Annotated in this window: 25 protein-coding genes, 1 pseudogene and 1 riboswitch; of the genes and pseudogenes, 15 read left to right on the top strand and 11 right to left on the bottom strand. The window is 72.6% G+C overall.

Annotation, left to right across the window (positions count from 1 at the left end; all coding sequences use genetic code 11):
- Window positions 1-8 precede the first annotated feature (8 nt).
- Window positions 9-803, bottom strand: a complete 795-nt coding sequence (locus ABD832_RS28410) for a carbon-nitrogen hydrolase family protein (RefSeq protein WP_344900803.1) — start codon at window positions 801-803, stop codon at window positions 9-11.
- Window positions 800-1,747, bottom strand: coding sequence for a DUF418 domain-containing protein (locus ABD832_RS28405; RefSeq protein WP_344900801.1), 948 nt, complete (start codon window positions 1,745-1,747; stop codon window positions 800-802). The genes ABD832_RS28410 and ABD832_RS28405 overlap by 4 nt, the downstream gene beginning before the upstream one ends.
- Window positions 1,748-1,989: 242 nt before the next feature.
- On the opposite strand from ABD832_RS28405, the gene ABD832_RS28400 reads away from it, so the two are divergent.
- Window positions 1,990-3,393 (top strand): GH1 family beta-glucosidase, encoded by a 1,404-nt coding sequence (locus ABD832_RS28400; protein WP_344900799.1) that lies wholly within the window; start codon window positions 1,990-1,992, stop codon window positions 3,391-3,393.
- Here the strand turns inward: ABD832_RS28400 and ABD832_RS28395 are convergent.
- On the bottom strand, window positions 3,356-4,123 hold the full coding sequence (locus ABD832_RS28395; protein ID WP_344900797.1) for a MerR family transcriptional regulator: 768 nt from the start codon (window positions 4,121-4,123) through the stop codon (window positions 3,356-3,358). The genes ABD832_RS28400 and ABD832_RS28395 overlap by 38 nt on opposite strands.
- Window positions 4,110-5,423: an MFS transporter gene (locus ABD832_RS28390; protein ID WP_344900795.1), complete on the bottom strand. Its 1,314-nt coding sequence runs from the start codon at window positions 5,421-5,423 to the stop codon at window positions 4,110-4,112. Before ABD832_RS28390 ends, ABD832_RS28395 begins: the two co-directional genes overlap by 14 nt.
- A 204-nt stretch (window positions 5,424-5,627) precedes the next feature.
- Here ABD832_RS28390 and ABD832_RS28385 point away from each other — a divergent pair, with 204 nt between their 5' ends.
- Together ABD832_RS28385 and ABD832_RS28380 are read left to right on the top strand one after the other, a co-directional pair.
- The gene (locus ABD832_RS28385; protein ID WP_344900793.1) at window positions 5,628-5,831 is read left to right on the top strand and encodes a CopG family transcriptional regulator; all 204 of its coding nucleotides are present in this window, start codon (window positions 5,628-5,630) and stop codon (window positions 5,829-5,831) included.
- Window positions 5,828-6,211 (top strand): type II toxin-antitoxin system death-on-curing family toxin, encoded by a 384-nt coding sequence (locus ABD832_RS28380; RefSeq protein ID WP_344900792.1) that lies wholly within the window; start codon window positions 5,828-5,830, stop codon window positions 6,209-6,211. The genes ABD832_RS28385 and ABD832_RS28380 overlap by 4 nt, the downstream gene beginning before the upstream one ends.
- Before the next feature lie 59 nt (window positions 6,212-6,270).
- Here the strand turns inward: ABD832_RS28380 and ABD832_RS28375 are convergent, their stop codons facing one another.
- The 3 genes from ABD832_RS28375 to ABD832_RS28365 form a co-directional block, all read right to left on the bottom strand.
- Window positions 6,271-7,653: an extracellular solute-binding protein gene (locus tag ABD832_RS28375; RefSeq protein ID WP_344900790.1), complete on the bottom strand. Its 1,383-nt coding sequence runs from the start codon at window positions 7,651-7,653 to the stop codon at window positions 6,271-6,273.
- A complete protein-coding gene (locus tag ABD832_RS28370; RefSeq protein ID WP_344900788.1) occupies window positions 7,650-9,629 on the bottom strand; it encodes a substrate-binding domain-containing protein in 1,980 nt (659 codons plus the stop codon). The genes ABD832_RS28375 and ABD832_RS28370 overlap by 4 nt, the downstream gene beginning before the upstream one ends.
- A 422-nt stretch (window positions 9,630-10,051) precedes the next feature.
- Entirely contained in the window at window positions 10,052-10,357 is a 306-nt protein-coding gene (locus tag ABD832_RS28365; RefSeq protein WP_344900786.1) for a hypothetical protein, read from the bottom strand.
- A gap of 245 nt (window positions 10,358-10,602) precedes the next feature.
- On the opposite strand from ABD832_RS28365, the gene ABD832_RS28360 reads away from it, so the two are divergent.
- Both ABD832_RS28360 and ABD832_RS28355 read left to right on the top strand, forming a co-directional pair.
- The gene (locus tag ABD832_RS28360) at window positions 10,603-11,790 is read left to right on the top strand and encodes a pyridoxal phosphate-dependent aminotransferase (protein WP_344900784.1); all 1,188 of its coding nucleotides are present in this window, start codon (window positions 10,603-10,605) and stop codon (window positions 11,788-11,790) included.
- A gap of 59 nt (window positions 11,791-11,849) precedes the next feature.
- A riboswitch (ZMP/ZTP riboswitch) is annotated at window positions 11,850-11,932 on the top strand.
- A gap of 14 nt (window positions 11,933-11,946) precedes the next feature.
- Window positions 11,947-12,912 carry a bifunctional 5,10-methylenetetrahydrofolate dehydrogenase/5,10-methenyltetrahydrofolate cyclohydrolase gene (locus ABD832_RS28355; RefSeq protein WP_425582662.1) on the top strand — a complete coding sequence of 322 codons (966 nt, stop codon included), beginning with the start codon at window positions 11,947-11,949 and terminating at the stop codon, window positions 12,910-12,912.
- A gap of 8 nt (window positions 12,913-12,920) precedes the next feature.
- Here ABD832_RS28355 and ABD832_RS28350 read toward each other — a convergent pair whose 3' ends face one another.
- A complete protein-coding gene (locus ABD832_RS28350) occupies window positions 12,921-13,808 on the bottom strand; it encodes an IS5 family transposase (RefSeq protein ID WP_344895986.1) in 888 nt (295 codons plus the stop codon).
- A 502-nt stretch (window positions 13,809-14,310) separates the two neighbouring features.
- Here ABD832_RS28350 and ABD832_RS28345 point away from each other — a divergent pair.
- Window positions 14,311-14,874 (top strand): RICIN domain-containing protein, encoded by a 564-nt coding sequence (locus ABD832_RS28345; RefSeq protein ID WP_344900782.1) that lies wholly within the window; start codon window positions 14,311-14,313, stop codon window positions 14,872-14,874.
- A 168-nt stretch (window positions 14,875-15,042) separates the two neighbouring features.
- Here the strand turns inward: ABD832_RS28345 and ABD832_RS28340 are convergent, their stop codons facing one another.
- Window positions 15,043-16,635: an MDR family MFS transporter gene (locus tag ABD832_RS28340; RefSeq protein WP_344900781.1), complete on the bottom strand. Its 1,593-nt coding sequence runs from the start codon at window positions 16,633-16,635 to the stop codon at window positions 15,043-15,045.
- An 81-nt stretch (window positions 16,636-16,716) separates the two neighbouring features.
- Here ABD832_RS28340 and ABD832_RS28335 point away from each other — a divergent pair, with 81 nt between their 5' ends.
- A complete protein-coding gene (locus ABD832_RS28335) occupies window positions 16,717-17,292 on the top strand; it encodes a TetR/AcrR family transcriptional regulator (protein ID WP_344900779.1) in 576 nt (191 codons plus the stop codon).
- 87 nt (window positions 17,293-17,379) lie between these two features.
- Here ABD832_RS28335 and ABD832_RS28330 read toward each other — a convergent pair whose 3' ends face one another.
- Complete coding sequence (locus tag ABD832_RS28330) at window positions 17,380-18,288, bottom strand: cation diffusion facilitator family transporter (protein WP_344900777.1); 909 nt, start codon at window positions 18,286-18,288, stop codon at window positions 17,380-17,382.
- 289 nt (window positions 18,289-18,577) lie between these two features.
- Between ABD832_RS28330 and ABD832_RS28325 the strand changes: the two genes are divergently transcribed.
- The 5 genes from ABD832_RS28325 (at window position 18,578) to ABD832_RS28305 (ending at window position 22,593) form a co-directional block, all read left to right on the top strand.
- Window positions 18,578-18,790, top strand: a complete 213-nt coding sequence (locus ABD832_RS28325) for an MbtH family protein (RefSeq protein WP_344900775.1) — start codon at window positions 18,578-18,580, stop codon at window positions 18,788-18,790.
- Between the two features lie 25 nt (window positions 18,791-18,815).
- Window positions 18,816-19,544 carry a thioesterase II family protein gene (locus ABD832_RS28320; protein ID WP_344900773.1) on the top strand — a complete coding sequence of 243 codons (729 nt, stop codon included), beginning with the start codon at window positions 18,816-18,818 and terminating at the stop codon, window positions 19,542-19,544.
- Window positions 19,545-19,793: 249 nt separating this feature from the next.
- Window positions 19,794-20,702, top strand: coding sequence for a carbamate kinase (locus ABD832_RS28315; protein WP_344900771.1), 909 nt, complete (start codon window positions 19,794-19,796; stop codon window positions 20,700-20,702).
- A gap of 24 nt (window positions 20,703-20,726) precedes the next feature.
- Window positions 20,727-21,818, top strand: coding sequence for a barbiturase (gene bar, locus ABD832_RS28310; RefSeq protein ID WP_344900769.1), 1,092 nt, complete (start codon window positions 20,727-20,729; stop codon window positions 21,816-21,818).
- 220 nt (window positions 21,819-22,038) lie between these two features.
- Entirely contained in the window at window positions 22,039-22,593 is a 555-nt protein-coding gene (locus ABD832_RS28305; RefSeq protein ID WP_344900767.1) for an SseB family protein, read from the top strand.
- Window positions 22,594-22,728: 135 nt separating this feature from the next.
- On the opposite strand, the gene ABD832_RS28300 is transcribed toward ABD832_RS28305, so the two are convergent.
- The gene (locus ABD832_RS28300) at window positions 22,729-23,145 is read right to left on the bottom strand and encodes a VOC family protein (protein ID WP_344900765.1); all 417 of its coding nucleotides are present in this window, start codon (window positions 23,143-23,145) and stop codon (window positions 22,729-22,731) included.
- Window positions 23,146-23,227: 82 nt separating this feature from the next.
- On the opposite strand from ABD832_RS28300, the pseudogene ABD832_RS28295 reads away from it, so the two are divergent.
- From ABD832_RS28295 to aroC, 3 genes and pseudogenes are all read left to right on the top strand, one after another.
- A pseudogene (locus ABD832_RS28295) lies at window positions 23,228-23,819 on the top strand (TetR/AcrR family transcriptional regulator).
- Between the two features lie 420 nt (window positions 23,820-24,239).
- Window positions 24,240-24,773, top strand: a complete 534-nt coding sequence (locus ABD832_RS28290) for a prepilin peptidase (protein WP_344900763.1) — start codon at window positions 24,240-24,242, stop codon at window positions 24,771-24,773.
- A 230-nt stretch (window positions 24,774-25,003) separates the two neighbouring features.
- A complete protein-coding gene (gene aroC, locus ABD832_RS28285; RefSeq protein WP_344900761.1) occupies window positions 25,004-26,182 on the top strand; it encodes a chorismate synthase in 1,179 nt (392 codons plus the stop codon).
- The last annotated feature ends 63 nt before the right edge of the window (window positions 26,183-26,245 follow it).

Here is a 26,245-nt window from a genome sequence, read left to right as displayed (position 1 = left end):
TCGGCATTTTACGATCCGCCGACCTGGAGCCGCCGGTGTTCCAGGCACGGCAGGGCATTCCGGGTGGCAATCGTGATCTGGGAGTCGATTTCGCACGTCTGGACGGAGGGCGAGGAGCCCAGATCGGTACGGACCACCCCCATCGGATCGACCAGCATGCTCCGCCCGATCCCGTAGCCGTCGCGGGCCTCGGGATTCGGCGCCTGGCCCACGGCCGCGACCCAGGTGGTGTTCTCCAGGGCCCGCGCCCGGACCAGGGTGGTCCAGTGCTCCTCCTTCATCGGCCCGGACCCCCAGGCGGCGATCACCGCGAACACCTCGGCCCCGGCGTCGACCAGGGCCCGGGTCAGCTCGGGGAAGCGGATGTCGTAGCAGGTGACCAGGCCGATCCGCAGACCGGCCAACTCCACCACGACCGGCGTGTCACCCGGCGCGACCAGCTCCGACTCGCGGGCGCCGAAGGAGTCGAACAGATGGATCTTCCGGTACGCCGCCTCGATCGCCCCCGAGGGGCCGATGGCGACCGCGGTGTTGTGCACCCGGCCCTCGCCGGGCTCGAACACCCCCGCGATCACCGACAGGCCGTGCTCCCGCGCGGCCTCGGCCAGCCCGGTGACGAACGGCCCGTCCAGCGGCTGGGCGAGGTCGATGATGCGCCTGCCGTACCGGGTGAGCGTCGCCTCCGGCAGGACGGCGAGTTCGGCGCCGCCCGCGGCGGCCTCGGCGAGGGCGTCACGGGCGCGGCTCAGGTTGGCGGCGGGATCCTCCGAGACGGGGATCTGGCACAGGGCGATGCGTGTCACGGGTGTGACCCTATCCGTCGGTTCGGCACGCGTTCCATCCACGTGAGGCTCCGCCATACCCATTCCAGCGGCCCGTACCGGAACCGGGCCAGCCACGCCCGGCTGAACAGGACCTGGACCACCAGGACGGCGAGGGCGAACACCAGGCCGGTGACCCGGGTCGGGTCGGCGGTGAGCAGCGGCAGGGACATCAGGATGATCGGGGTGCTCACCAGGTAGCTGGTCAGCGCCGTCCGGCCCAGTGGGGCCAGCACCGCCGTCAGCGCCCCGCGCGCCCGGGTCCGCAACAGCAGCAGCACCCCCGTGCAGTAGGCCGTGGCCGTCGCCAGCCCGGCCGCCGGGTAGGTCCCCCGGTAGTACAGCGAGTAGTTCCCGGAGCTGATCATCCACAGCGCGGTGAGGGCCGCGCCCAGCACCGCCGAGAACAGGAAGACCGGCAGCAGCAGCCGCCCGGACGGCGGCCTCCCCATCACGGCCGCGCCCAGCAGGAACAACCCGGGAATGAGCACCACCCCACCCCCGAGGTGCACGGCGTACCCGGTCAGGACGATCCCCAGCGCCGCCATCGCGGGCGGCGACAGGAACGAGGCGGGAAGCAGCACCAGCGCGCCGGAGATCGCGTACGGCAGCAGGACCTCGCCGGAGTTGACGCGCCAGTGGAGCGCGCCGATCATGGTGAGCACCGCCAGCCTGCGGAGCAGCACGACGCGCGGGGCCCCGGTCCGCCCGGCCGCCGAGTTCAGGAACAGCACGAAGCTCAGCCCGAACAGGAACGAGAAGATCGGGTAGAACCTGCCCTGCAGCAGGTTCTCCACCCACAGATCGACCGCGTTGCGCTCGGGACCGTCCAGGCGGCCGCGGGTGAGCTGCCAGGTGTTGACCACCATGATCCCGCACACCGCGAAGCCGCGGAGCACGTCGAGGTCGGGGAGTCTTCGGGTCACGACAGACAGGCGTACCACTCCGGGATCGGGCGTGCATAGGGCTCCGGCGGCGCCGCGGGTGTCCCGGCCCGCCTTCACGGCCTCCGTGACCTCTGTCATCCCATGACCTCCGCGACCTTCGTGGTGCCGACGGCCCCGGTGGTCCCCGTGATCCCCGCGGCGCACGAGGTCCCGGAGGCGCTCGCGGCCGCGTCACCCGGCGGGCATATCATCGGACTCATCATGGCAGAGATGATCAAGGTATGACCGCGCCCGAGGCCCGTGTCCCGGAGGCGGACGCCTTCCCGCCCGGCTTCCTGTGGGGGGTGGCCACCTCCGCGTACCAGATCGAGGGGGCCACCGGCGCCGACGGCCGGGGCCCGTCGATCTGGGACACCTTCGCGCGCGTCCCCGGGGCGGTCGCGGGCGGGGAGTCGGGAGACCCGGCCTGCGACCACTACCGCCGCTGGCCCGAGGACGTGGCGCTGCTGGCGGACCTCGGCGTGGGCGCCTACCGGTTCTCGGTGGCCTGGCCGCGGATCTTCCCCGAAGGCGCGGGCCGGGCCGAGCGCCGCGGCCTGGACTTCTACCGCCGCCTGGTGGACGCGCTGCTGGAACGCGACATCGTGCCGTTCGTCACCCTCTACCACTGGGACCTGCCCCAGGCGCTGGAGGACCGCGGCGGGTGGCGGGTCCGCGACACCGCCGAGCGCTTCGCCGACTACGCCGCGACCGTGCACGAGGCCCTGGACGGCGTGCCGTACTGGACCACGCTGAACGAGCCGTACTGCTCCTCGATCACCGGGTACGCCGAGGGCCGCCACGCGCCCGGTGCCCGCGAGGGGCACGGGGCCCTGGCCGCGGTGCACCACCTGCTCGTCGGGCACGGCCTGGCCGTCGCGCGGCTGAGGGAGAACGCCCGGCCGGGAGAGCGGGTCGGCGTCACCCTCAACATGTCGCCGGGGGTGCCCGCGAGCCCGTCGCCCGAGGACGCCGCCGCCGCCCGCCGGATGGACCTGATGGTCAACCGGCAGTTCACCGAGCCGCTGCTCGGCGGCGTCTACCCCGCGGACATGGCCGACGTGTACGGGGAGATCACCGACTTCTCGTTCCGCCGCGACGGCGACCTGGAGATCGTCTCGGCGCCGCTGGACTTCCTCGGGGTGAACTACTACTACCCGATCCACGCCGCCGCGGCCCCGTACGCCCAGCCCGACCCGGCGCTGCGGTCGGCCTACGACATCGGGGTGCGCACGGTCATGCCGGACGGTCCGCGTACCAGCGGGCTCGGCTGGCGGATCGAGCCGCGCGGCCTGTACGACACCCTCACCGGGCTCGCCGCGCGCTTCCCCGGGCTGCCGCCGATCCTCGTCACCGAGAACGGCTACGGCGACGCCGGGGACGCCGACCACACGGACGACACCGGCCGCATCGCCTACCTGGCCGAGCACCTGGCCGCCACCGCCGACGCCGTCGCCGAGGGGGTGGACGTGCGCGGCTACTTCTGCTGGTCGCTGCTGGACAACTACGAGTGGGCCCGGGGGTACGCCGCCCGCTTCGGCCTGGTGCACGTCGACTACGCCACCCAGGCCCGCACCCCGAAGGCGAGCTACGGCTGGTACCGGGACGTCATCGCGGGCCGGGGAGCGCCTCCAGCCGCTCCATGACGCGGGCGATCACGATCTTCTGGGCGGGGTTCAGGGCGTCGTTCATGTACTGGTCGAAGAGCCCGAGCAACCTCCCGTCCAGCAGGTCGGCCTGCCCGTCCGGTCCGGTGAGACCGGTGACGAGCGCCCCGATCCGTCCGGCGAAGTCGTCGGCGAGGCGGCCGGTGACCTCCGGGTCCGCGTCCGCCTCCAGCCGGTCGAAGCGCCGGGCGAGCTCTGTCACCACCTCGATGACACCGGGGGCGGCGATGCGCTCGTAGAACCCGGTCAGTTGGGCGATGCCCTCCTCGCCGAGAAGGTGCGCCAGGAGAACGGACTGGTCCCGGTCGATCCTGTTCATGGCCGGTGAGGCGTCCGCGAGGGCGAAGGTCTCGAAGAACCGCGCCAGTTCCGGGGGCACGTCGGGGGAGGCGCGGTGCTCGCGGATCACCCCGAGCAGGGCCTTCTGCCTGGTGAGCCGGGCGATCTGGGCGTCGAGCTCGCGCTCCAGGCCGCTCAGCAGGTCGTCGTGGTCTCGCTCCTCGGAGTCCAGCACGCTCGCCACCTGGTCGAGGGGGATCCCGAGCGCGGCCAGCCGCCGGATGCGCAGCAACCGGATCAGGTCGTGGATCGTGTAGCGCCGGTATCCGCTCGCGTCGCGCCCGGGCTCGGGCAGGATCCCGATCCGGTGGTAGTGGCGCAGCGTGCGGACCGTCACGTCCGCGAGCGACGCCAGGTCACCGCTGCGCACGCGCGGTCACCTCCCGAGCGGTGTCCCGGACGTCCTGCGCGTCCCGGACGTCCTGCGCGTCCCGGACGTCCTTCGTGTCCTGGGCGTCCCGTGCCCCCTGTGCGTCAAGGGTACGCAGCGCCGGCACGCGGAGCGCCACCAGCACGGTGACGGCCCAGACGACGCCCATCGTGGCCCCCGCGGCGGCCGGCCCGCCGAGATGGCCGATGAGCGCGGCGGCGAGGATCCCCACCGGACCCGTGATCATCATGAGGGAGTTCTGCGTCCCCATCACACGGCCGCGCACGGCGTCGGGGATCCGCTCGATCATGAGGACCCCGAGCAGGCTGCCGAACAGCCCCGACGAGAGCCCCAGCGTGAACGCCCCGGCGAAGACGACCCACATCGGGGGAAGGGCCGAGATCACGCCGACGCCCACGGCGGTGCCGAGCATCCCGGTCGTGAACCAGGCCCGGCGCGACCCGCGCGTCCCCAGACCGGCGTACAGGCCGCCGCCCACGAGCGTCCCCGCGGCCAGCGCGGTGAGCACGAAACCGAGCATCTCCGGCCGGTCCAGCAGCGTGAAGTGCACGGGGAGGACGATCCCCTGCAGGGAGACGATCACCGTGACCAGCACCAGGTTGAGCACCGTGACCGCGAGCAGGAACCGGTCGCCCCGGAACAGCACCCGCCAGCCCTCCCTCAGCTGCTCCCGGCCCGACGAGGTGGCCGCACCGGTCCCGGCCGGGATCGTGCCCACGTCCCGGGGGATCAGCAGGGTGAGCATCGCCGCGACGGACGACGTGCCGGCCGTGATCCACAGCACCATGGAGCCGTCGAACAGGACCAGCAGGCTCCCGGCCGCGGCCGGGCCGATCACCATGACCAGCGCGCCGAGGCTCTCCCTGACGCCCATGAGCCGTTCCGCGGAGATCCCGCCGTTCCGCACGATCGCGGGCAGGATGGCCTCGCGGGCCGTCATCCCCGGCACGTCCCCGACCGCGCCGATGACACCGAAGAGGATGAACCAGCCCAGGTTCAGCCCGGTCACGAGATCGACGAGGGGCAGGGCGGCCAGCGACGCGGCGGAGATCAGGTCGGTGATCACCGACGACGTGCGCCGGTTGATCCGGTCGATGACCACGCCCATGACCAGTCCCGCGACGAACGCCGGTACCGCGGTGGCGGCCGAGAGGATCCCGGCGGACAGGACGCTGCCCGTCGTCTGCAGCACGATCAGGGGCAGGGCCACCGCGGCGATCGAGTTTCCCAGCAGCGACAGGGCGTACGAGGCCAGATAGACCAGGGGGACGCGTTTCATGGGGCCCAGTGAAAACCATGACGCTACGTCCGGGGCAAGCGCCGCAACCGCGACGGGACGCGCGGATCCACGAGCACGGTCGCGCCTTTCCTTGTCCTGCCCTGTCACGACGAACGGGGAAGCGAGTGCAAACCATGGGTGAGAATGCGTACACTCTCCGTTGTGGTATCGCGGTGATACCAGATCCCGCATACGATCGGAGGCATGGCGATGACGTTGCGGCTTTCCGACGACCAGACCGAGGCCCTCAGGCGACGCGCGGAGAAGGAGGGGCGGAGCATGCAGCAGGTCGCGCTGCACGCCATCGACGACTATCTCGCCCGGGTCGCCGACGACGACTTGACCGACGAACTCGCCGCCCAAGGAGCCGAACGGTTCGCGGAGCTACTGCGGAGGCTCGGGGAGTGACGGCGTTCATCACGCTGGAGCAGGGGCTGCGGATCGCGCGGGCGGCCGCCGGGATGCCCATCCAGATACGCGACCTGGGCCTGCTGGAGGCGGCATTGGTCCGTCCCCGGACCTCCGTGTTCGGTCAGGACGCCTATCCGGACGTGTTCACCAAGGCCGCCGCGTTGTTCCATTCGATCATCGCCAACCACCCGTTCGTCGACGGCAACAAACGGGCGGCCTGGCTCACGATGTACGTCTTCTGTGCCAAGAACGGTGTCAGGATCGAACCGTCCGACGACGACGAGGCCTACGACTTCGTCATCGCCGTCGCGTCCGGGAAGCTCACCGAGATCGACGAGATCGCCGGCGTGCTCCGGAGCTTCGCCGCGCCCGCCTGAGCCGCCCGCCTGAGCCGTCCGCCTGAGCCGCCCGTCCGACGTCGTCCGGCGGGTCAGGGTCAGCCGCCGGCGAGCGCCTTCCTCAGCTTGGGCGCCAGGCCGGCCGTGAACGCCTTCGCCTCCTGGCATCCCGTGCGTCTCAGCGCCCAGCAGCTCAGCAGGTCGTGGACCTCGGTGCGGAAGACCCGGCTGAACTGGCTGTAGTACGGGGTGGACGGCCGGGACCTGGCCTGTGTCAGGGCGCGCAGCAGAGTGTCGGGCGGCACGCTCTCGGCCTCGGGCTCGGCGGTGGCCCCGGGCCCCGCCCCGGACGGGGACGAGGAAGAGGAAGAGGACGCGGACGGAGCATCGGACGGGGCCCCGGACGGGGACGAAGACGACGCCGACGCGGGGCCGTCGCAGTCGGCCCTCTCCTGCGCGTACAGGGCGGACACCCTGGCCGGGGCGAAGCCGCCGCACTGGTAGAGCAGCACCGCCGCCTCACGGCCGGTGAGCGCCGCCACCAGCCGCTGGGCCAGGTCGCGCCTGGGGGAGTGGCGGGAGACGGCGAGGTACTGGCCGCCCAGCACCCCCTGCCAGGGCAGCGGGGCCGCCGCGAAGCCGATCCCGCCGGACCCGCGCTCCCCGGAGAGCACCTCGTGGGCCGACGGCCAGTGCCGCAGGAACAGCGCGCGTCCCTCGCGGAAGGTGCTCAGCGAATCCGCCTCCTTGCCGCCCAGGGTCTCCCCGGAGATCACCCCGGTGGTCACCGCCTCGATGAGCCCGCGGACGGCCGCGACCCCCTCCTTCTCGGCGATCACCACCCGGCCGGCGGCGTCGACCACGTCCCCGCCGTTCGCCCAGATCGCCTCCAGCGCGTTCACCGTCAGCCCCTCGTAGGAGGCGAACTGGCCGGTCAGGCCGAGGTCGGTGCGGGTGGCACCGCTCCGCCTGGCCGTGGCCAGGACGGTCATGTCCCGCCAGTCCGACGGCTCCCGCACGTCGTCGCGGCGGTAGAGCAGGCCGACGTCGGTGTTGAACGGCACCGCGTACCGGACGTCCTTCCAGCCGCCCGCGGCCCAGACCTGGGACAGGAAGTCGTTGGTCTCGCCGTGCGTGACGGTGTCGATCGGGCGCAGGAAGCCCGCCTCGGCGAACTCCGGGATCCACTGGATGTCGAGGTTGAACACGTCGTAGTGGCCCGCCCTGGCCTGGGCGGCCGCGATCATGGCGCTGCGCTGCTCGTCGGCGACCGAGGAGATCGCCACGAAACACGCCCGGGGCCTGCCCGGGTGGCGGTTCCACACGGCCTCCAGGGCCCGCTCGCGGACGCCTCCCGAGACGTCGGCGCCGGTGGCGATGCGCAGGACGCAGCCGCCCGGCGAGGGGCCCGGGGGCGGCACGGGCGCGACGCTCGCCGTCAGGCAGAGCAGGCACAGGGCCAGTGCGAGCAGGCGGCTCATCCGGTGGCCGTCCGGAGCTCGTTGAACGCGTCGTCCAGTGTCTTCTCCGGATCGGTGCTCACGTCGTGGCAGGACAGCAGCTCACGGTCGCGCAGTTCCGGCAGCGGGGGAGTGTCGCAGCCGTGCAGGTCGAAGGAGAGCATCGCCAGCCGGACGCCGCCGTGTCCCCGCAGGTCGGCCGCTGTCAGCCCGGCCGGGTTCCCGCCGTCGGTGAGCACCAGCACGATCCGCCGTTCCTCCGGATCGCCGGTCCCTTCCATCCTGGCGAGGGCCTCCTTCAGGACGGGACGCATCGGGGGGTCGGGGCGCGAGCCGGTGCGGTACTCCTCCAGGGCCGTGCCGAGCCTGCCGGCCAGCGCCTTCCCCCCGTCGCGGACGGGAGCGGGGTCGACGGCGTGGCCGTCGCCGGGGAAGAACGTCGCGATCCCGGTGGTCAGGTCACCGCCCCTGGACGTGACGACGAGCTGGGCCAGCTGGATCGCCGCCTCCAGCCGCGAGCGGCCGTCGTTCACCTTGTTGCGCGCCATCGAGCCCGAGACGTCGACCACGACGAGCACGTGCTCGCCGAGCGGGGTCCTCAGCTCGTGCAGCAGCGCCAGCACGTCCGGTCTCCAGTCCGCCACCCGCGCCTCGGCCTTCAACCAGGACGTCCGCTTGGGCAACCTGTCGAGGGCCAGGCGGCCCCGGTCGTCGCGGAAGCCGTACCGGGGCAGGATCTCCCGCAGCGCGCCGCAGAACTCCTCGACGGTCCGGGTGATGACGAGGGGCCGTCTCAGGTCCGGCCACTTCTTGGAGACGCAGGTGTACCGCATGGCGTGACCACCCGCCGGGTAGACGGCCGTCAGCGGCTCGTCCAGGGCCGACGGCCGGGTGGTCGAGGGCCGCCCGCCGACCGTGCCGGGGGCAGCGCAGTCGCCCGGCGCCGGTCCCGTGCCCGACAGGCCGAGGTTGAGCTCGTGCAGCTGCTGCTCGGTCAGGAGCATCGGGGACGCCTCGCCGGATCCGGCGTACCGGCACATCAGGTCGCGGGTGTCGTCGCTCAGCCGGGTCTTCGCGGACAGGTCCTCCTCGGGCAGGGGAGTGGCGGCCGCGGCCATCAGGCCCACGTTGGAGGCCCGGGGATGGGTGCGCAGCACCTGCAGGCGGCTGCCGGTCTTCCCGCGCAGCAGCGAGGCCCAGTCCCGCCCGCCCGGACGCCAGTCGCCCTGGGTGAGGTCGTCGGCGAGTGCCGGGGACGCGGCGACGACCAGCGGGGAGGTCGCCACGACCGTCCGTTCGCCGAACGTCCGTCCCTCGGCCGGGGTCTCGTCCCTGCGCACGTAGTCGATCTCCTCGGCGAAGTCGGCGATCCACCCGTCCGGCCGGGCGCCCGGCGCCTCCCGCGCGGTCCGCTCCGTCGTCGGCTGGACGGGGAAGGTCCAGTCCCTCAGCCGTTCCCGGGCCTCACCGGCGCGCAGGCCGCTGACGGTGATGTTCACCTGGCGGCACCCCCACCAGTCGACCTTCCGCGCCATGAACTCCCCGGCGGCCCGCCGGATGACCGGCGCGGTCTCGTCGGAGGCCAGCAGGGTGATCTCGTCGGGGATCTGGCAGGTACGCCACGGCTCGTCCTTGGGGACCACGGCCAGGACCACGAGGACGGTGACCAGGACACCGGCGGTGAGAAACCGCCAGGCGTTCCTCTGCGTCACACGGAAGAGGGACTCCAGCCGGCCGCTGATCCATCCGGGAAAGGCGCGGCGCAGCCAGGCGGCGTTCCGCAGCAGCACGCCCGGGAAAACGGTCAGTGCCGTCAGCGCGAGAATCGAGCCGATGAGGACCAGCTTCGAGGTGGTGGAAACGGAAAGGGCGAGAAGCACGAGAAGCGTTTGGACGAGGGCGTTGGAGAAACCCGTCACCAGCTGCCAGGCGCGGTTCGTCGGTCCGGTGTCGTCCGCGGGAGGGCCGGGCTCCCTGGTCTTCTCGCTCTGCACCATCTGTGGTCGTCTCCGCCAATGATCTCCCGAACCTGTGGGTTCACCTTACGTCCGCCCATCACCCCCATGACCGGGTTCGTGTGATCCACAGAATGAGGAACATTTCACCGAGCATTTCCGGTCGGCCGTATTAGCGGGCGGGAAAACGCGGGCATATTCGGTGAACGCATTCGACGAGCGGGTCATGTGAATCCACGAGGTTTTCCTCCCCGCTCTGTCCCGTCCCGCTTTGTTCCATCCCGTTCCCGTCCCCGTCCTCGTCCCGGTGCCCGTCCTCGGCCCGCGCTCGCCGAGCCGGGCACCGGGGGCCGGGCATCCGGACGCGTCGGCGGCGTCCGGACGCGGAGTCGAGGACGGCCACTCCGGAGAACGGTCACCGTGGTGAAGAAGGCCGTCCGGTGGGACCGGCCGGTCCGCGGGCGTCAGGGCCGGGGGGAGTCCCGGCGCCAGCTCTTGCTCCAGCCGCGTTCGGAACGGCCCCCGGCCGCCGCCCGGCACTTCGGGCAGACCCGCTGTATCTCCTCGGCGGCGCCGCCCGACTCCGGGAACACGTCCGGCCACGGGACGTGGTGGAACCGCAGCAACCGGGACCGGCTCAGCGCCAGGCCGCACAACGTCTGGTTCGTCCCCGGACGCCAGGCATGGGCCTCACCCGCCGGCATCCGCGTGCCCTCCCCGTCCCTCCACTCGCCCGACGCCGCGACCGAGGGCTCACCACGTGCTCGCATGGTCCTTCTCCTTCCCGTGTTCCTGCCTGCCCACGGAACCTGCCTGCCCACGGAACCTGCCTGCCCACGGAAGAGGCCCTCTCGTGCGGACGGGGAAAGAATTTCTCCCGGGACCGCCTTCTCGCCCGCGCCGCGGGGGCGACTCACCCGCCGACGAGGCGTCGTACGGCCCCACGACCCCGGCCGTCCGCGCGAGGCGTCCCACCCGGGGCCCGGTGGCGGGGGCGGAGACTACGCTGGAGCGCGTGAATGACCCTCTGGTGGCGCGGATGCGCGGGTTCGGCACGACCATCTTCGCCGAGATGTCGGCGCTCGCCGCGCGGACCGGCTCGATCAACCTGGGGCAGGGCTTCCCCGACACCGACGGGCCCCCCGCCATGCTGGAGCGCGCGGTGTCGGCGATCCGCGAGGGCGCCAACCAGTACCCTCCCGGGCCCGGCGTCCCCGAGCTGCGCCAGGCTGTCTCCGAGCACCGCAAGGACCACTACGGCCTCGGTTACGATCCCGACGGGGAGATCCTCGTCACGGTCGGCGCGACCGAGGCCATCGCCGCGACGATCCTGGCGCTCTGCGAGCCCGGCGACGAGGTGATCGCCTTCGAGCCGTACTACGACTCCTACGCCGCCTCCGTTGCGCTCGCCGGGGCGGTGCTCCGCCCGGTCACCCTGCGTCCGGACGGGGGCCGCTTCACCTTCGACCCGGCCGAGCTGCGCGCCGCCGTGGGACCGCGTACCCGGCTGATCCTGGTCAACTCACCGCACAACCCCACCGGGACGGTCTTCACCCGCGCCGAGCTGGAGGAGATCGCCACGCTGTGCCGGGAGCGCGACCTGCTGGCCGTGACCGACGAGGTCTACGAGCACCTGACCTTCGACGGCGTCGAGCACATCCCGGCGGCCACCCTGCCTGGCATGCGCGAACGCACCGTGATGATCTCCTCCGCGGGCAAGACGTTCTCGGTGACCGGCTGGAAGACCGGCTGGGTCTGCGGCCCGGCCGAGCTCGTCCGGGCCGTGCAGACGGTCAAGCAGTTCCTCACCTTCACCGCCGCCGCGCCCTGGCAGCTCGCCGCGGCCCACGCGCTGCGCCACGAGCTCGGCTGGGTCGCCTCGCTCCGGGCCGACCTGGAGTCCAAGCGCGACCGCCTGACCGCCGGGCTGTCGGCCGCGGGCTTCGAGGTGTACCGCCCGGCGGGCACCTACTTCGTGCAGACCGACATCCGCCCCCTCGGCTTCACCGACGGTCTCGCCCTGACCAGGGAGCTGCCGTCCCTGGCCGGGGTGGTCGCGATCCCGACCCAGGTCTTCTACGCCCGTCCCGAGCGCGGCAGGCACTTCGTCCGCTTCGCCTTCTGCAAGAAGAACGAGGTCATCGACGAGGCCGTGACCCGTCTGACCCGCCTGACCCGCCCGGGCACCGGTGACTCCCGCTGAGGAGCGCGACCGGGGCGGGGCGGGGACGGTTCGACCCCGGGGGAGCCGATCGGGCATCCTAGGAGGGACGCGACTGGCGGCAAGGGGATGGCATCAACCATCGGGGAGCTCGTCGTGGGAGTCGACCGCCTGGGCGCCCACGCCGAGAGGACGCGCATGTCCCGACCCGCATCGAACGTTCCCACGCCCACCGGCGACCACGGTGAGCAGGGCGAGCACACCGAGCACGGGGGCCGCCGGGCCCGGCTGCTCCCTGGCGGCCCGGTCGCCGAGCGGATCCTCGCCGACGTGGCCGCGCGAGCGGCCGCCCTGACCCGCGCGGGGGTCGTCCCGAGCCTGGCCACCGTCCTGGTCGGCGACGACGACGCCAGCGCCGGATACATCCGGATCAAGCAGCGCCAGGCCGCCGAGCTCGGGTTCGCCTCGCCGCACGAGCACCTGCCCGCGAGCGCCACCCAGGAGGACCTGCACGCGGTCATCTCCGCCTTCAACGACGACCCGGCGGTGCACGGCCTGCTCGTGCAGCACCCCGTCCCGCGTCACCTCGACTACGACCGGGCGCTTCAGGTGATGGACCCGGACAAGGACGTCGACGGCATGCACCCGCTCAACATCGGGCGGCTGGCACTGGAGCTGCCGGGCCCGCTGCCGTGCACCCCGGCCGGTATCGAGGCGCTGCTGGCCTTCCACGACATCCCGGTCGCCGGCAGGGAGGTGGTCGTCCTCGGGCGCGGTGCCACGCTCGGCCGCCCGCTCTCGATCCTGCTGGCGCAGAAGCGCCCGACGGCGAACGCCGCGGTCACCGTCGTGCACACCGGGGTGAGCGACTGGCCCCGCTACACGCTTCGGGCCGACGTCCTGGTGGCCGCCGCCGGGGTGCCCGGCATCATCCGGCCCGAGCACGTCAAACCCGGTGCCGTGGTCATCGGCGGCGGCGTGCGCTACGAGGGCAGGCGGTTGCTGCCCGACGTCGACGAGTCCTGCGACCGGGTGGCCGGGGCCATCACCCCCCGGGTCGGCGGGGTCGGCCCCACCACGGTCGCGATGCTGTTCCGCAACGCGATCACGGCGGCCGAGCGTGCGGCGGGTCTTCCCGCGGGCTCCCCGGGGGTCACGGGCTAGAGCCTGTTTCAAAGGCAGGTGAGCCAGTCGTTGATGGCGGCGATATGGATGGTGGCTTGGTAACGGACGGCGAGCTTGTCGTATCTGGTGGCGAGAGCGCGGTGGCGCTTGAGCCGGTTGATACCGCGCTCCACGGTGTTGCGATCGCGGTAGTCGATCCGGTCGAAGGCCGGAGGCCGACCGCCTCGGCTGCCGCGTCGTAGCCGTCCTTGAACCCGGTCGGCCGGTTCGGGAATCGTGGCGCGGATACCGCGCCGGCGCAGGTGAGAGCGGATGGCTTGGGAGGAGTAGGCCTTGTCCGCCCGTACCCGGTCCGGACGGGTCCGCGGCCGTCCCGGCCCTACTCTGGGCACCTTGATGGCGGCCATGACCGCCTCGAACTGCGGTGCATCTCCGCGCTGGCCGGCGGTCAGGACCAGCGACAACAGTTTCTGGCCCTGCTCGCACGCCAGGTGCAGCTTGGTCGACAGGCCACCGCGAGAGCGGCCCAGCGCGTGATCGCCGGGTTCGGTCTCCACCCCGCCGGGCGGCTCGGCCTGCCGGTCTGCTGTCCTTGATGCCCCGGCCGCGTGCTGGTGGGCTCGGCAGATCGTGGAATCGACTCCCACCTGCCAGCCGATCAGCCCTTGGGCATCGCCGGCGGCCTGCAGGCCGCACACGATCTGCCGCCAGGTACCTGAGCGCTGCCACCGGCGAAACAAGGAGTACACCGCCTGCCAGGAGCCATAGCATTCGGGCACGTCCCGCCACGGTGCTCCGACCCGTACCCGCCACCGGATCCCGTCGATCAGCTGTCGTTTGGTCCACCGCGAGGGCCGCCCCGGCCTCTTGGCCGCCGGCAGCAGCGGTTCCAAGGCCGCCCATTGCGCATCGGTCAGATCGAACCGCCGCGTCACCGCTAGGGTGGTCACGAGATCTCCGGTGTTCAGGTTCTTCTTGGTCGTTGAACCCTCTACCGGAGATCTCTTTATTTAGCGATCGTTACACACCGCTACATACCGGACTTCGAGACAGGCCTTAGCTCCATGAGCCCGTGGAGCCCACGGGTTCCCCGGGTTCCCCGGGTTCCCCGGGTTCCCCGGGCTCCCCGGGCTCCACGGACTCGAAGGACTCGAAGGGCTTCACGGGCTTCACGGGCTTCGCGGGCTCTCCGGCGAACGGCGGCGACCGGCGGGTCCCCTGCCGGTCGCGTGCCGTGAGCGCCGTGTCGCCGCCCCGCGATCGATCTCACTGCGTGTACCTTCTGCTCCGGAGAGTGATGGCCGGGCGTGCCCGCGGGAGCGGCAGGCGCGGTGCCGGGCGGGCCGGGCGGGCTTCCGCCCGGTCACGACGACTCTCCACGTCACTCCTCGAACTCCTTCGAGGAGTCCGTACCTCGACGAAGGGAGAGCGGCGACGATGCGATGGAGAGTGAGGGTGGCGGGCGCGATGACGGCGATCGCGCTGGGGTGCGCGGCGTTCGTCCCCGGCGTGCCGCCCGTCGTGAACACCGCGGGCACGGTGAGCACCGCGGACACGGTGAACACCGTGGGCACCGGGGGGACCGCGAGCACGGGGGCGGCCTGGGGGCCGATCCGCAGCCACCAGAACTGGCGCTGCCTGGATGCCGACCTGGGCACGATCGGGCCGAACGGCACCAAGGTGCAGCTGTGGGGCTGCAACGGCTGGGACAACCAGTCCTGGAGCTACGACGTCTCCAGCCACACGATCCACAGCCGGGAGAACGGCCGGTGCCTGGACGCGGACCTGGGGACGATCAACGCCAACGGCACCAAGGTGCAGCTGTGGGACTGCAACGGCTGGGCCAACCAGAAGTGGATCTACGACGCGACGAGCCACACGATCTACAGCATGTACAACGGCCGGTGCCTGGACGCGGACCTGGGGACGATCAACGCCAACGGCACCAAGGTGCAGCTGTGGAACTGCAACGGCTGGGCCAACCAGAAGTGGACGCTCTGACGGGTGTTCCCGCGCGGCGGCGGGGGCCGGCGAGAAGGCCCGGGACCGGCCGGAGAGCAGGGCCGGCCCCGGGCGGAACGGGGACGCGGGGTCACGCCTGGGGTGACGGCGCGACGGCGTGAGAAGCGGGCGGGGACGGATGCCCGTTCCGCCCGGGACCCCCGCGCGTCACGGCCGGTCGCCGGACGGGACCGACGGGGCGGCCGGGTCGGTGCCCGCTGCCGGAGCGGCGGTCCGGGCCGAGCGCAGCGGGATCTCCTTGACCATCAGGGCGGCCACCGCGGCGAGCAGGGCGATCGGGACGCCGACCAGGAAGACCGCGCTCATCGCCCGGGTGAACGCCTCCAGGATGATCTCCAGGAGCGGGGCGGGGAGGGCGTGGATGGCCTCGGGGGAGCCCAGACTGGGGGCGGTCCCGCCGGTCGGCGGCAGCTTCGCCGCCCTGGCGAGGGAGACCAGCTCGGAGCCGAGCCGGTTGGACAGGATGGCACCGAAGGCCGCGACGCCCACCGCGCCGCCCAGGGAGCGGAAGAACGACACGCCGGAGGTGGTCGAGGCCAGGTCGCTCCGGCTCGCGGCGTTCTGCGCGGCCAGGATCAGGATCTGCATGGAGGCGCCGAGCCCGACGCCGAGCACCGCGTTGTCGAGGCCGACGATCAGCAGCGAGCTGTCGACGTGCAGCCGGGAGAGCAGGAACAGGCCGAGCGCGACCAGCACCATGCCGACGACGGGGAAGATCTTCCACCGGCCGGTCCTGGTGACGAACCGGCCGACCAGGATCGAGGAGACGAGCAGGCCGAGCACCAGGGGCAGGGTCATCAGGCCCGAGCCGGTGGGGCTCATGCCCTTGACGATCTGCAGGTACTGCGGCAGGAACATCAGGGCGCCGAACATCGACGCGCCGACCAGCAGGGAGGCGGCGGAGGTGAGCACGAACGTGCGGTCGCGGAACATGTGCGGCGGCAGGATCGGGTCGGCGGCCCTGCGCTCGGCGACGACCGCGAGGCCGAACATCACCAGGCTGAGCGCGCCCAGGCCGTAGGTCCAGGGGGAGTTCCAGCCGAACTCGTGGCCGCCGAGGGAGAGCAGCAGCATCAGCGCGGTGGTCCCGCCGGTGATGAAGGTCGCCCCCCACCAGTCGACCCTGGTGTCACGGCGGGTGAACGGCAGCTTCAGCACCTTCTGGATGACGACGAACGCCACCACGGCCAGCGGCACGCAGATCCAGAACGTCCAGCGCCAGGACATGTTGTCCACGATGAACCCGCCGAGCAGCGGCCCGGCCACGGTCGAGACGCCGAAGACCGCGCCGATGTAGCCGGAGTAGCGTCCCCGCTCGCGCGGTTCCACCACGTCGCCCAGGATGATCTGCGGCAGCGCGGCCAGGCCGCCGGCGCCGATGCCCTGGACCGCGCGGGCCGCGATGAGCTGTGCCATGTCCTGGGAGAAGCCCGCCGCGATGGAGGAGAGCACGAAGACGACCAGGGAGACCTGGAACATGAGCTTGCGGCCGTAGAGGTCGGAGAGCTTGCCCCAGATCGGCGTGGAGGCCGTCATGGTCAGCAGGGTCGCGCTGGCCACCCAGGCCAGCTGGTCCTGACCGCCGAGCGTGCCGACGATGGTCGGCAGCGCGGTCCCCACCACGGACGTCGAGATCATCGACGTCAGCATGGCGAGCATCAGCCCGGCGAGGATCTCCAGCACCTGCCTGTGCGTGAAACGCGGTGCCGCCTCGGCCTGGACCTGTTGTTCGGTCAGCATGAACCGTCCCCCAATGCATGTACAGTACACATGAAGTTAGTAGACGCTTGTTTACCCGTCAAATCTGGAAGGATCGGTCAGGTGGACGAGACACGGCAGCGCGACAGGGAGGGCACCAGGCGGCGCATCCTCGACGCCGCCCGCCGCCTGTTCGCCGACCTGGGCTACGACCAGGTGACGATGCGGCTGATCTCCGCCGAGGCGGACGCCAACATCGCCCTGATCAACCGCTACTTCGGGAGCAAGCGGCAGCTGTTCGCCGAGGTGCTCGCGATGCAGGGGCGCTTTCCCGGCATCCTGGACGGCCCGCAGGAGGAGCTTCCCCACCGGCTGGCCGAGTACGTGGCCGAGCGGCTCTTCTCCGACCAGGGGAGCCCGGTGGTGGCCGCGCTCATCCGGTCGTCCAACTGCCCGGAGATCCACGAGATCATCCGGGACCGGGTGGGGTCGGCGATCCTGCAGCCGCTGTCCGCGCTGCTCCCCGGGCCGGACGCGGTGTTCCGGGCGACGATCGCCACCGCCCTGATCACCGGCACCGGCACGATGCGTCAGCTGTACGGCCCCGAGGCCGTGGGGACCCCCGACCGCGAGGCCGTGGTCGCCCGGCTCACCGCCGTCTTCGAGGCCTGCCTGGCGATCCGCACGCCGGTGCCCTGAACGCGCCGCCCCACCGGCGATCGGCCGGTACGCGACCGGGTGACCGATGACCGGGTGTCCGGGTGTCCGGGTGTCCGGCCGGGACGGTCAGCCGGTGTTCAGCCGGCACGCGGTGCCGGGGACGTGGTCGACCTGCAGGGTGGTGTGGTCGATCTGGAAACGCTCGTGCAGCAGCGCGGCCAGCTCGCGGCGTACCCGGTGGCAGTCGCCGCCCCTGACGACGGTCACGTGCGCCGACAGCGCGGGAAAGCCGCTGGTCACCGTCCAGATGTGCAGGTCCTCCACGCCGGTCACGGCCGGGTGGGCACCGATCGCGGCGCTCACCTCGGCCGGGTTCACCCCGTCGGGCGCCGCCTCGAACAGGATGCGCCCGGCGTCGCGCAGCAGGCCGTAGGCGGCCTTGGCCATCAGGGCCGCGACGACCAGGGCGGCGATCGCGTCGGCCCGCCCCCACCCGGTCAGCCAGACCACCGCGCCCGCGACCGCGGTGGCCACGAAGGCGTACATGTCGTTGAGGATGTGCTGGAACGCGCCCTCCACGTTGAGGCTGCGCCGGTCGGCCCTGGCGATGAGCCAGGCCGCGACGGCGTTGACCACGATCCCGGCCAGCGCCGTGCCGAGGACCAGGGCCCCCTGCACCTCGGGGGGGTCGATGAGCCGCCGCACGCCCTCGTAGACGAAGTAGACGACGAGCGCCACGAAGGTCAGCCCGTTGACCGCCGCGGAGATGATCTCCGCGCGCTTCCAGCCGAAGGTGTAGGCGCCGCGGGCCGGGCGGGCGGCCATCCGCATCGCGACCAGCGCGAGCGCGATCGCCGCGGCGTCGGTGAGCATGTGCCCGGCGTCGGAGATCAGCGCGATGGAGTTGGCGGCGATGCCGATGGCGACCTCGGCCGCCATGAAGAGGAGCAGCAGGACGAGCGCCGCCGCGAGATGGCGGCGGTCGGTGTTCGCGCCGTGCCCATGCCCGTGCCCGTGACCCATCACAAGATCCATTTCGCCAATACCTGAACAGATGCTCATATGTTAAGCAAGGTAAGCCTAACACGGCAAGATCCGGCTCCCCGTTCTCCCCCCGCAGGCCAGGAGACGCGGGGGACATGCCGGGATCGTCCGGTCCGCAGGGGACGGTTCCGTCGTCGCGGCGCCGGAGGCCGTACCTCAGGGGCGCCGTCGACGGACGCGTGATCGCCTGCCACCATTCAGCATGGTGGATCCCGGGCGCGTCGCGTGGATCGCCGCTCTTCCCGGAGAGATCGCCGCGCTTCCCAGAGAGGACGAGGACATGAGCAGCAACCCCTTCGAGGACGCCGACGGCGCCTACCTGGCGCTGGTCAACGACGAGGGACAGTACTCCCTCTGGCCCGCCCGGTCGGAGGTCCCGGCCGGCTGGACCGTCGCCTTCGGCGAGGACACCCGGCAGGCCTGCCTGGGGCACATCGAGGCCACCTGGACCGACATGCGGCCCAACAGCCTGATCAGGGCCATGGGGCAGTGACCGGACGGACCCGCGGGGAGACCGCATGACCTGGTTGCGCTGTGCCGCGCGCCGTCCGGCGGCGGTCGCGCGGCTGTTCTGCTTCACGCACGCGGGCGGGTCGGCCACGGCCTACCGCGAGTGGCACGCGCTGTTGCCCGCGACGGCCGAGCTGCACGCCACGCAGCTGCCCGGCAGGGCCGACCGGTTCGCCGAGCCGTCACCGGAGAGCATGGACGCGCTGGCCGACGTGCTGACCGAGGCGATGCTCCCGCTGCTGGACCGGCGTTTCGCGCTGTTCGGCCACAGCATGGGGGCGACGCTTGCCTACGAGGTCACCCGCCGCCTGGAGGGACGCGGGTACGCCCCGGCGCGGCTGTTCGTGTCCGGATCGACGGCCCCGCACGACCGTCGCGACAGGCGCGCGCTGTCCACCTACGACGACGACGCCCTGGTGGCCGAACTGGCCAAGCTCGGCGGCACCGAGGCGCAGGTGCTCGCCCACGAGGCGATGCGCGAGATCGTGCTGCCCTACGTCCGCGCCGACCTCCGCCTGCTGGAGGCGTACCGGCACCGGCCCGGGCCGCCGCTGCGCACCCCGGTCTCCGTCCTCCTCGGCGACGCCGACCCGGTGGTCACCCCCGAACAGGCCAAGGCGTGGGAGGCCCGAACCTCGTCCGGGTTCTCCCTGGAGGTCTTCCCCGGCGACCACTTCTACCTGCAACCGCGCCGCGCGGCCGTGGTCGAGGAGATCACCCGGTCGCTCCTGGTGTGAACGGGCCCGGGGACGCTCCGGTCCCCGGGCCGGGTTCCTGGCCGGTTCTCGGCTCGGTCGGGGGTGGTCGCCGGATCGGCCCTCATGTCGTTCGAGAGGTCGGCCGAGGGAATGGTCCTCGGATGAACCCCTGGGTCGGTCGACGGGCCCGGTTGGCGGGTTGTGCCGAAGGGCGGGTGCCCCTTGGGCAAGGAGTGCCCATGAGGGCGGGACCCGCGGGCCGTTAGCGTCGGCCTGTGGGTGAACCAGGTGGGTGAACGAGTACTGATCGCGCTCGGCGGCAACGCGATGACGGGCCCCGACGGCGCCGCCTCGCCCCTCGACCAGCACCGCGCGGTCGAGCGCGCCGTGCGCCACGTGGCGGCGCTCGTCGAGGACGGCCACCGGGTGACCCTCACCCACGGCAACGGCCCCCAGGTCGGCAACCTGATCCTGAAGAACCAGCTCGCCGCCCACGTCGTCCCCCCGGTGCCGCTCGACTGGTGCGTGGCCCAGACCCAGGCCACCGTCGGCACGCTCGTCCTCAACGCGCTCGGCGGCCGGGCCGCGGTCGTGGTCACCCGCACGCTCGTGGACCCCGCCGACCCGGCCTTCCAGGACCCGGTCAAGCCCATCGGCCGCTACTTCGACGAGGCCCGGGCCCGCCACTTCGAGGGGCTCGGCCAGACCTGGCGCCGCTTCGACCGCGGCTGGCGCCGGGTGGTGGCCTCCCCGGAGCCGCTGGAGATCCTCGACGCGCCCGCCGTGACGGCCCTGACGGAGGCCGGGTTCACCGTGGTGGCCGCGGGCGGCGGGGGAGTGCCCGTGGTCCGCGACGCCGAGGGACGGCTGACCGGCGTCGAGGCGGTGATCGACAAGGACCTGGCCGCCGCCGTGCTCGCCCGCGCGGTGGGGGCGACGGTCCTGGTCATCGCGACCGACGTCCCGGCCGCGGTCGTCGGTTTCGGTACGGCCGGGGCCAGGCCCCTCGGCGGCGTCGGTGTGGCCGAGCTGCGCGCGCTGCACACCGCCGGGCACTTCGCCGGGGGCAGCATGGGCCCCAAGGTCGAGGCCGCGCTGCGCTTCGTCGAGCAGGGCGGCGACCGCTCGGTGATCACCTCGCTGGAGGAGATCGGAACGGCGCTGACCGGGAAGACCGGCACCGTGGTGCGAAAGTGAACACGACTACGAAAGGCGGCAGGGATGCCGGAACCCATTGAAGTGCGCAAGGTGCCCATCGAGAGCGTGACCGACGCCTCCGGGCTGGCGCGGCTCATCGACGACGGGGTGATCGAGGCCGCCCGGGTGCTCGCGGTGATCGGCAAGACCGAGGGCAACGGCGGGGTCAACGACTACACCCGCATCCTGGCCGACCGCGCCTTCCGCGAGGTGCTCGCGGACAAGGGGCACCCGTCCCCGGAGAGCGTCCCGCTGGTCTGGTCGGGCGGGACCGACGGCGTGCTCAGCCCGCATGCCACGATCTTCGCCACCACGGCGGACGCCGAGCCGAGCGACGAGCCGCGGGTCAGCGTCGGGATCGCGATGAGCGAGGTGATCCTTCCCGAGGACATCGGCCGTCCCGCGATGGTGGAGAAGGTCGCCGCCGGGGTCCGCGAGGCCATGAAGCTCGCCGGGATCGACGACCCCGCCGACGTCCACTACGTCCAGACCAAGACCCCCCTGCTCACCCTGTCCACGATCAACGACGCCAAGTCGCGCGGCAAGGACGTGGTGATCGAGGACACCGGCCCGTCGATGGACATCTCCAACTCGACCACCGCGCTGGGCATCGCCGTGGCGCTGGGCGAGATCGAGATGCCCGCCGCCGACCAGATCCACCGCGACCTGTCGCTGTACTCCTCGGTCGCGTCGTGCTCCTCGGGCGTCGAGCTGGACCGCGCGCAGATCGTGGTCGTCGGCAACGTACGGGGCATCGGCGGCCGCTACCGGATCGGCCACTCGGTCATGAAGGACGCGCTGGACGCCGACGGCATCTGGGAGGCGATCCGCTCCAGCGGCATCGAGCTGCCCGAGCGTCCCCACCCGTCCGACCTGGGCGACAGGCTGGTCAACGTGTTCATGAAGTGCGAGGCCGATCCGTCGGGCAGCGTCCGGGGCCGTCGCAACATCATGCTCGACGACTCCGACGTGCACTGGCACCGGCAGATCAAGGCCACCGTCGGCGGCGTCGCGGCCAGCGTCACCGGCGACCCCGCCGTGTTCGTCTCGGTCGCCGCGGTCCACCAGGGCCCCAGCGGCGGCGGACCGGTGGCGGCCATCGCCGACCTCGGCTGAGGGCCGCCCGCGGTCCCGGGCACCGCGACGCGTCCTCGGGAGCATCGGGACGCAGCCCCGGGGCACCGGGACGCGTCCCCGGGACACCGCGACCGGCACGCCCCGGCACGCGACCGGCACGCGACCGGCCCGCCCCGGCGGGGATCGGCCCGGGGACGGGAACGGTGACCGGGGCGCGGCGGTCGCCCGCCCGTCCCGGCCGCCGGTAGGCTCCCGGTTCGTGCCGAGCATTCCGCAGCCCCTGGTCCCCGGCGACGACGGCGCCGCCGACGCCGCGGTGACGTCCGCGCTCGCGGCCTTCGCCGCCGGGACGGCGCACGCGGGCGAGGTGGTCACCGCCCTGGGCGGGGCCCGGCTGCTCGTGCCGGTGGTCGCCCTGCTGAAGGAGTCGGAGATCGGCGAGCACGGCCTGCGGCAGGAGAAGGAGAGCGAGATGGCCCTCCCGAAGCTCGTCGGCGCCGACGGCCGCGAGGCGGTGCTCGCCTTCACCGGGGTGGACGCGCTGCGCCGGTGGCGCGCCGACGCCCGTCCCATCCAGGCCACCGCCCTTCAGGTCTGCCAGGCCGCCGTGCACGAGGACGCCGCCGCCGTGGTGGTGGACGTCGCGGGCCCGGTGCCCTTCGTCGTCGAGGGGGACCTGCTGCGCGTCCTGGCCGCGGTCGAGTCGGGCACCCTGGACGCGCTGGGACCCGACGTCACCGTGGCGCGGATGGAAGAGATCGCCGAGCCCCCCAGGCGCCGGCGGTTCGGCTGGCCGTCGCGTGGACGAGGCTGACCGTCAGGATCGCCGGGGCGATCACGGCGACGGCCCGGCCGGGACGGTCTTCGCCCGGGCCGGGAGCCGGCCGCCCCGCATCACCCCGGTGACCGGGAGCGGATCGACCTGGGCGACCACCACCGCCATACGGCCTCACGGGCCGACGTACCGCTCGGCGTAGGCCTCGGTGGGCGCGATGGGCGTGATCACGTCGATCAGGACCCCGTCGGGGTCGGCCACGATGAAGTGCCGCTGCCCGAAGTCCTCGCTGCGCAGCTGCAGCTCGGGCCGCAGCCCCTCGCGGACGACGAGCCGTTCCCACTCCGCGTCCACGTCCTCCACCTCCAGGTTGAGCAGCAGCCCCCGCACGGGGACGCGGTACGCCTCGGGCAGTGTCGGGTGGCCGTGGTCGAGCAGCGCGAGCTCGTACGACGGGTCGCCGGGCCGTCGCAGGCTCACGTACCAGTCGGCCTCGAACGTCGTCTCGAAGCCCAGCAGGCCGGTGTAGAAGTCGCGGGACCTCTCGATCCGCGAGGTGCAGATGACCGGATAGAAGCTGGTCAGTCTCATGGGCCTCCCTTTCGCATACCGTCGGTATGTGAAGGTACGATATTGGCGTACCGTCGGTACGTCAACGAGCGGGAGCGGGACGATGAGGGACGGCGGCAGGGCGCGGCAGCGCGAGCAGACCAGGCAGGCCCTCCTGCGCGAGAGCAGGCGCCTGTTCGCGACGCTGGGCTACGGCGCGGTGGGCCTGTCGGAGATCGTCCGCGCGGCCGGGGTCACCAAGGGTGCGCTCTACCACCACTTCGACGGCAAGGCCGCCCTCTTCCGCGCCGTCCTGGAACAGGTCCAGGAGGAGGTGGCCAGGCAGGTGGCCGCCACCGCCGACGCCCAGGACGACCCGTGGGAGCGGCTGGTCGCCGGGTGCCAGGCGTTCCTCACCGCCGGGACCGCCCCGGACGTCCGGCAGATCATGCTCGTCGACGGCCCCGCCGTCCTGGGGTGGGCCGAATGGCGCGCCATGGACGAGGCGGCCTCCGCCCGTCACCTGACCGACGAGCTCACCACCCTGATCGAGGCGGGGACGATCGTCCGCCGGCCCGTCGCGCCGCTGGCCCACCTGCTGTCGGGCGCCATGAACGAGGCGGCCCTGTGGCTGGCCGGCTCCACCGACCCCCCGGGACCTGGCCGAGACCCGGGCCGCCCTGTCACGGATGCTGGAGGCGCTGCGCGACGGCTGACCCCGCGTCCTCGGCCCGTGGTCCTCGGCCCGTCGTTCTGAGCCGTCGTTTTCGGCCCGTCGCTCTGGGCCCGCCGTTCTGGGCCCGTCGCTCCGGGCCGTCGTGTTCAGCACGTCGTGCTCAGCACGTCGTCTTCGGGCCGTCTCGTCCCCGCAGCCGTCGTCCTGCGGGGGAGAACGTCCGGATCGCGGGCGCGCGCCGGGAGCACGGGTTATCGTCGCCCCATGACCCCCCCGGCCTGGCTCGTGCTCCTCACCGTCCTGGCGGGTCTGGCGGGACTGGCGATCGGATCCTGGACGCGACGCCTGGTGGTCCTGCACGCGGTGTCCGGCGATCCGGAGGCCGGACCGGAACGCGACCTGCCGCCCGGCCGGGTCCTCCGTCCGGCCAGGGGGGGCCGTCGAGGCGGTCACCGCCGCGGTGCTGGCCGCCCTGGCGCTGCGGGCGCTGTGGCCCGGCGTGCCCGCCGAAGCCGGGACGACGCCGGCAGGAAGGGCGGGAGAGCTGCTCGCCTTCGGCTGGCTGGCGGTGGTGGCCGTCGTCCTGGTCTTCGTGGACGCGGCCGTCCACCGGCTGCCCGACCGGCTCACCCTGGCCGCCTACCTGGGTACGACCGCCCTGCTGGCGGTCTCGGCCCTGGCCGACGGCCGCCTCGCGGACCTGCTCACGGCCGGGCTCGGCGGCCTCGCCCTGGTGGCGTTCTACCTGCTGCTCTTCCTGGTCAACCCGGCGGGGATGGGGCTGGGCGACGTCAAGTTCGCCGGGAGCCTGGGCACCGCGCTCGGCTGGCTGGGCTGGGACACGCTGGTGACCGGGGCCTTCCTCGGCCTGGTGGCCGGTGCCCTGTACGGGGCCGCCCTGATGCTCCTGCGCCGCGCGGGCCGCAAGAGCGAGATCCCCTTCGGCCCGTTCATGGCGCTGGGCGCCCTCGCGGCCGTTCTCACCGCGCTCTGAGCGCCCGTCATGAACCGTCCTGAGCCGTCCTGTGAGCCCGTGGTGCGAGTCGTGGCGCTTTGAACCGAACGCCGCCTTCCGGAACCCGCTCTCCACCGATGTCCACCGCTTCGCGGGCCACCGTCTTCCGGACCCGCCGCCCCGCGGGACCCCCGATCCGGGAGCACCGGCGCGTCTCAACCCGTGAACCTGGACCATTCCAGTGGGCGGCACGTGGAAGACTTGTCACCATGTTGCGCTGGTTGACCGCCGGAGAGTCCCACGGCCCCGAGCTCGTCGCGATCCTGGAAGGGTTGCCCGCCGGGGTGGAGGTGACCACGGCCCAGCTGGGCGAGGCGCTGCGCCGCCGCCGCCTCGGCTACGGCCGCGGGGCGCGGATGAAGTTCGAGCAGGACCTGGTCACGATCGTGGGCGGGGTCCGCCACGGCCGGACCCTCGGCAGCCCCGTCGCCATCCGCGTCGGCAACACCGAGTGGCCCAAGTGGGAGACGGTCATGGCGGCCGACCCCGTCGATCCGGCCGTGCTGGAGGGCCAGGCGCGCAACGCGCCGCGCTCGCGGCCTCGCCCCGGTCACGCCGACCTCGCCGGCATGCAGAAGTACGGCTTCGACGACGCCCGCCCGGTGCTCGACCGGGCCAGCGCCCGCGAGACCGCCGCCCGCGTCGCGCTCGGCCAGGTGGCGCGGAGCTTCCTCAAGCAGGCCCTCGACGTCGACATCGTCAGCCATGTCGTCTCGATCGGTGGGGCCGCGGCCACCCGGGGCGTCCTGCCCGGTCCCGGCGACCTGGAGGCGATCGACGCCGACCCGGTGCGCTGCGCCGACCCCGAGGGCAGCGCCGCGATGGTCGCCGAGATCGACAAGGCGCACAAGGACGGCGACACCCTCGGCGGCGTCGTCGAGGTCGTCGCCTACGGCCTGCCGCCGGGCCTGGGCAGCTACACCCACTGGGACCGCCGTCTCGACGCCCGCCTCGCGGCCGGCCTGATGGGCATCCAGGCGATCAAGGGCGTCGCGGTCGGGGACGGCTTCGAGACGGCCCGCCGCCCGGGGTCCCTGGCCCACGACGAGATCGAGAACACCGAGGCCGGCGTCCGCAGGGTCACCAACCGGGCCGGCGGCGTCGAGGGCGGCATGACCAACGGCGAGCCGCTGCGCGTCAGCGCCGCGATGAAGCCGATCTCCACCGTCCCCAGGGCACTGGCCACCGTCGACGTGCTGACCGGCGAGGCGGCCAAGGCCCACCACGAGCGTTCCGACGTGTGCGCGGTCCCGGCGGCCGCGATCGTCGCCGAGGCGATGGTCGCGCTGATCCTGGCCGACGCCGTGATCGAGAAGTTCGGCGGCGACTCCGTCGACGAGGTCGCCCGCAACCTGTCCGGCTACCTCTCGTCATTGGTGATCAAGTGAGCGGGCGTCCGGGCCGGGGAGCCTGTGCTCTCCCGGCCGGTGGCCCGCGGTCCGAGGAGAACA

Source organism: Streptosporangium longisporum (genome assembly GCF_039534895.1).
Taxonomy (GTDB): Bacteria; Actinomycetota; Actinomycetes; order Streptosporangiales; family Streptosporangiaceae; genus Streptosporangium; species Streptosporangium longisporum.
This window is presented reverse-complemented; position numbering and strand designations above follow the sequence as displayed.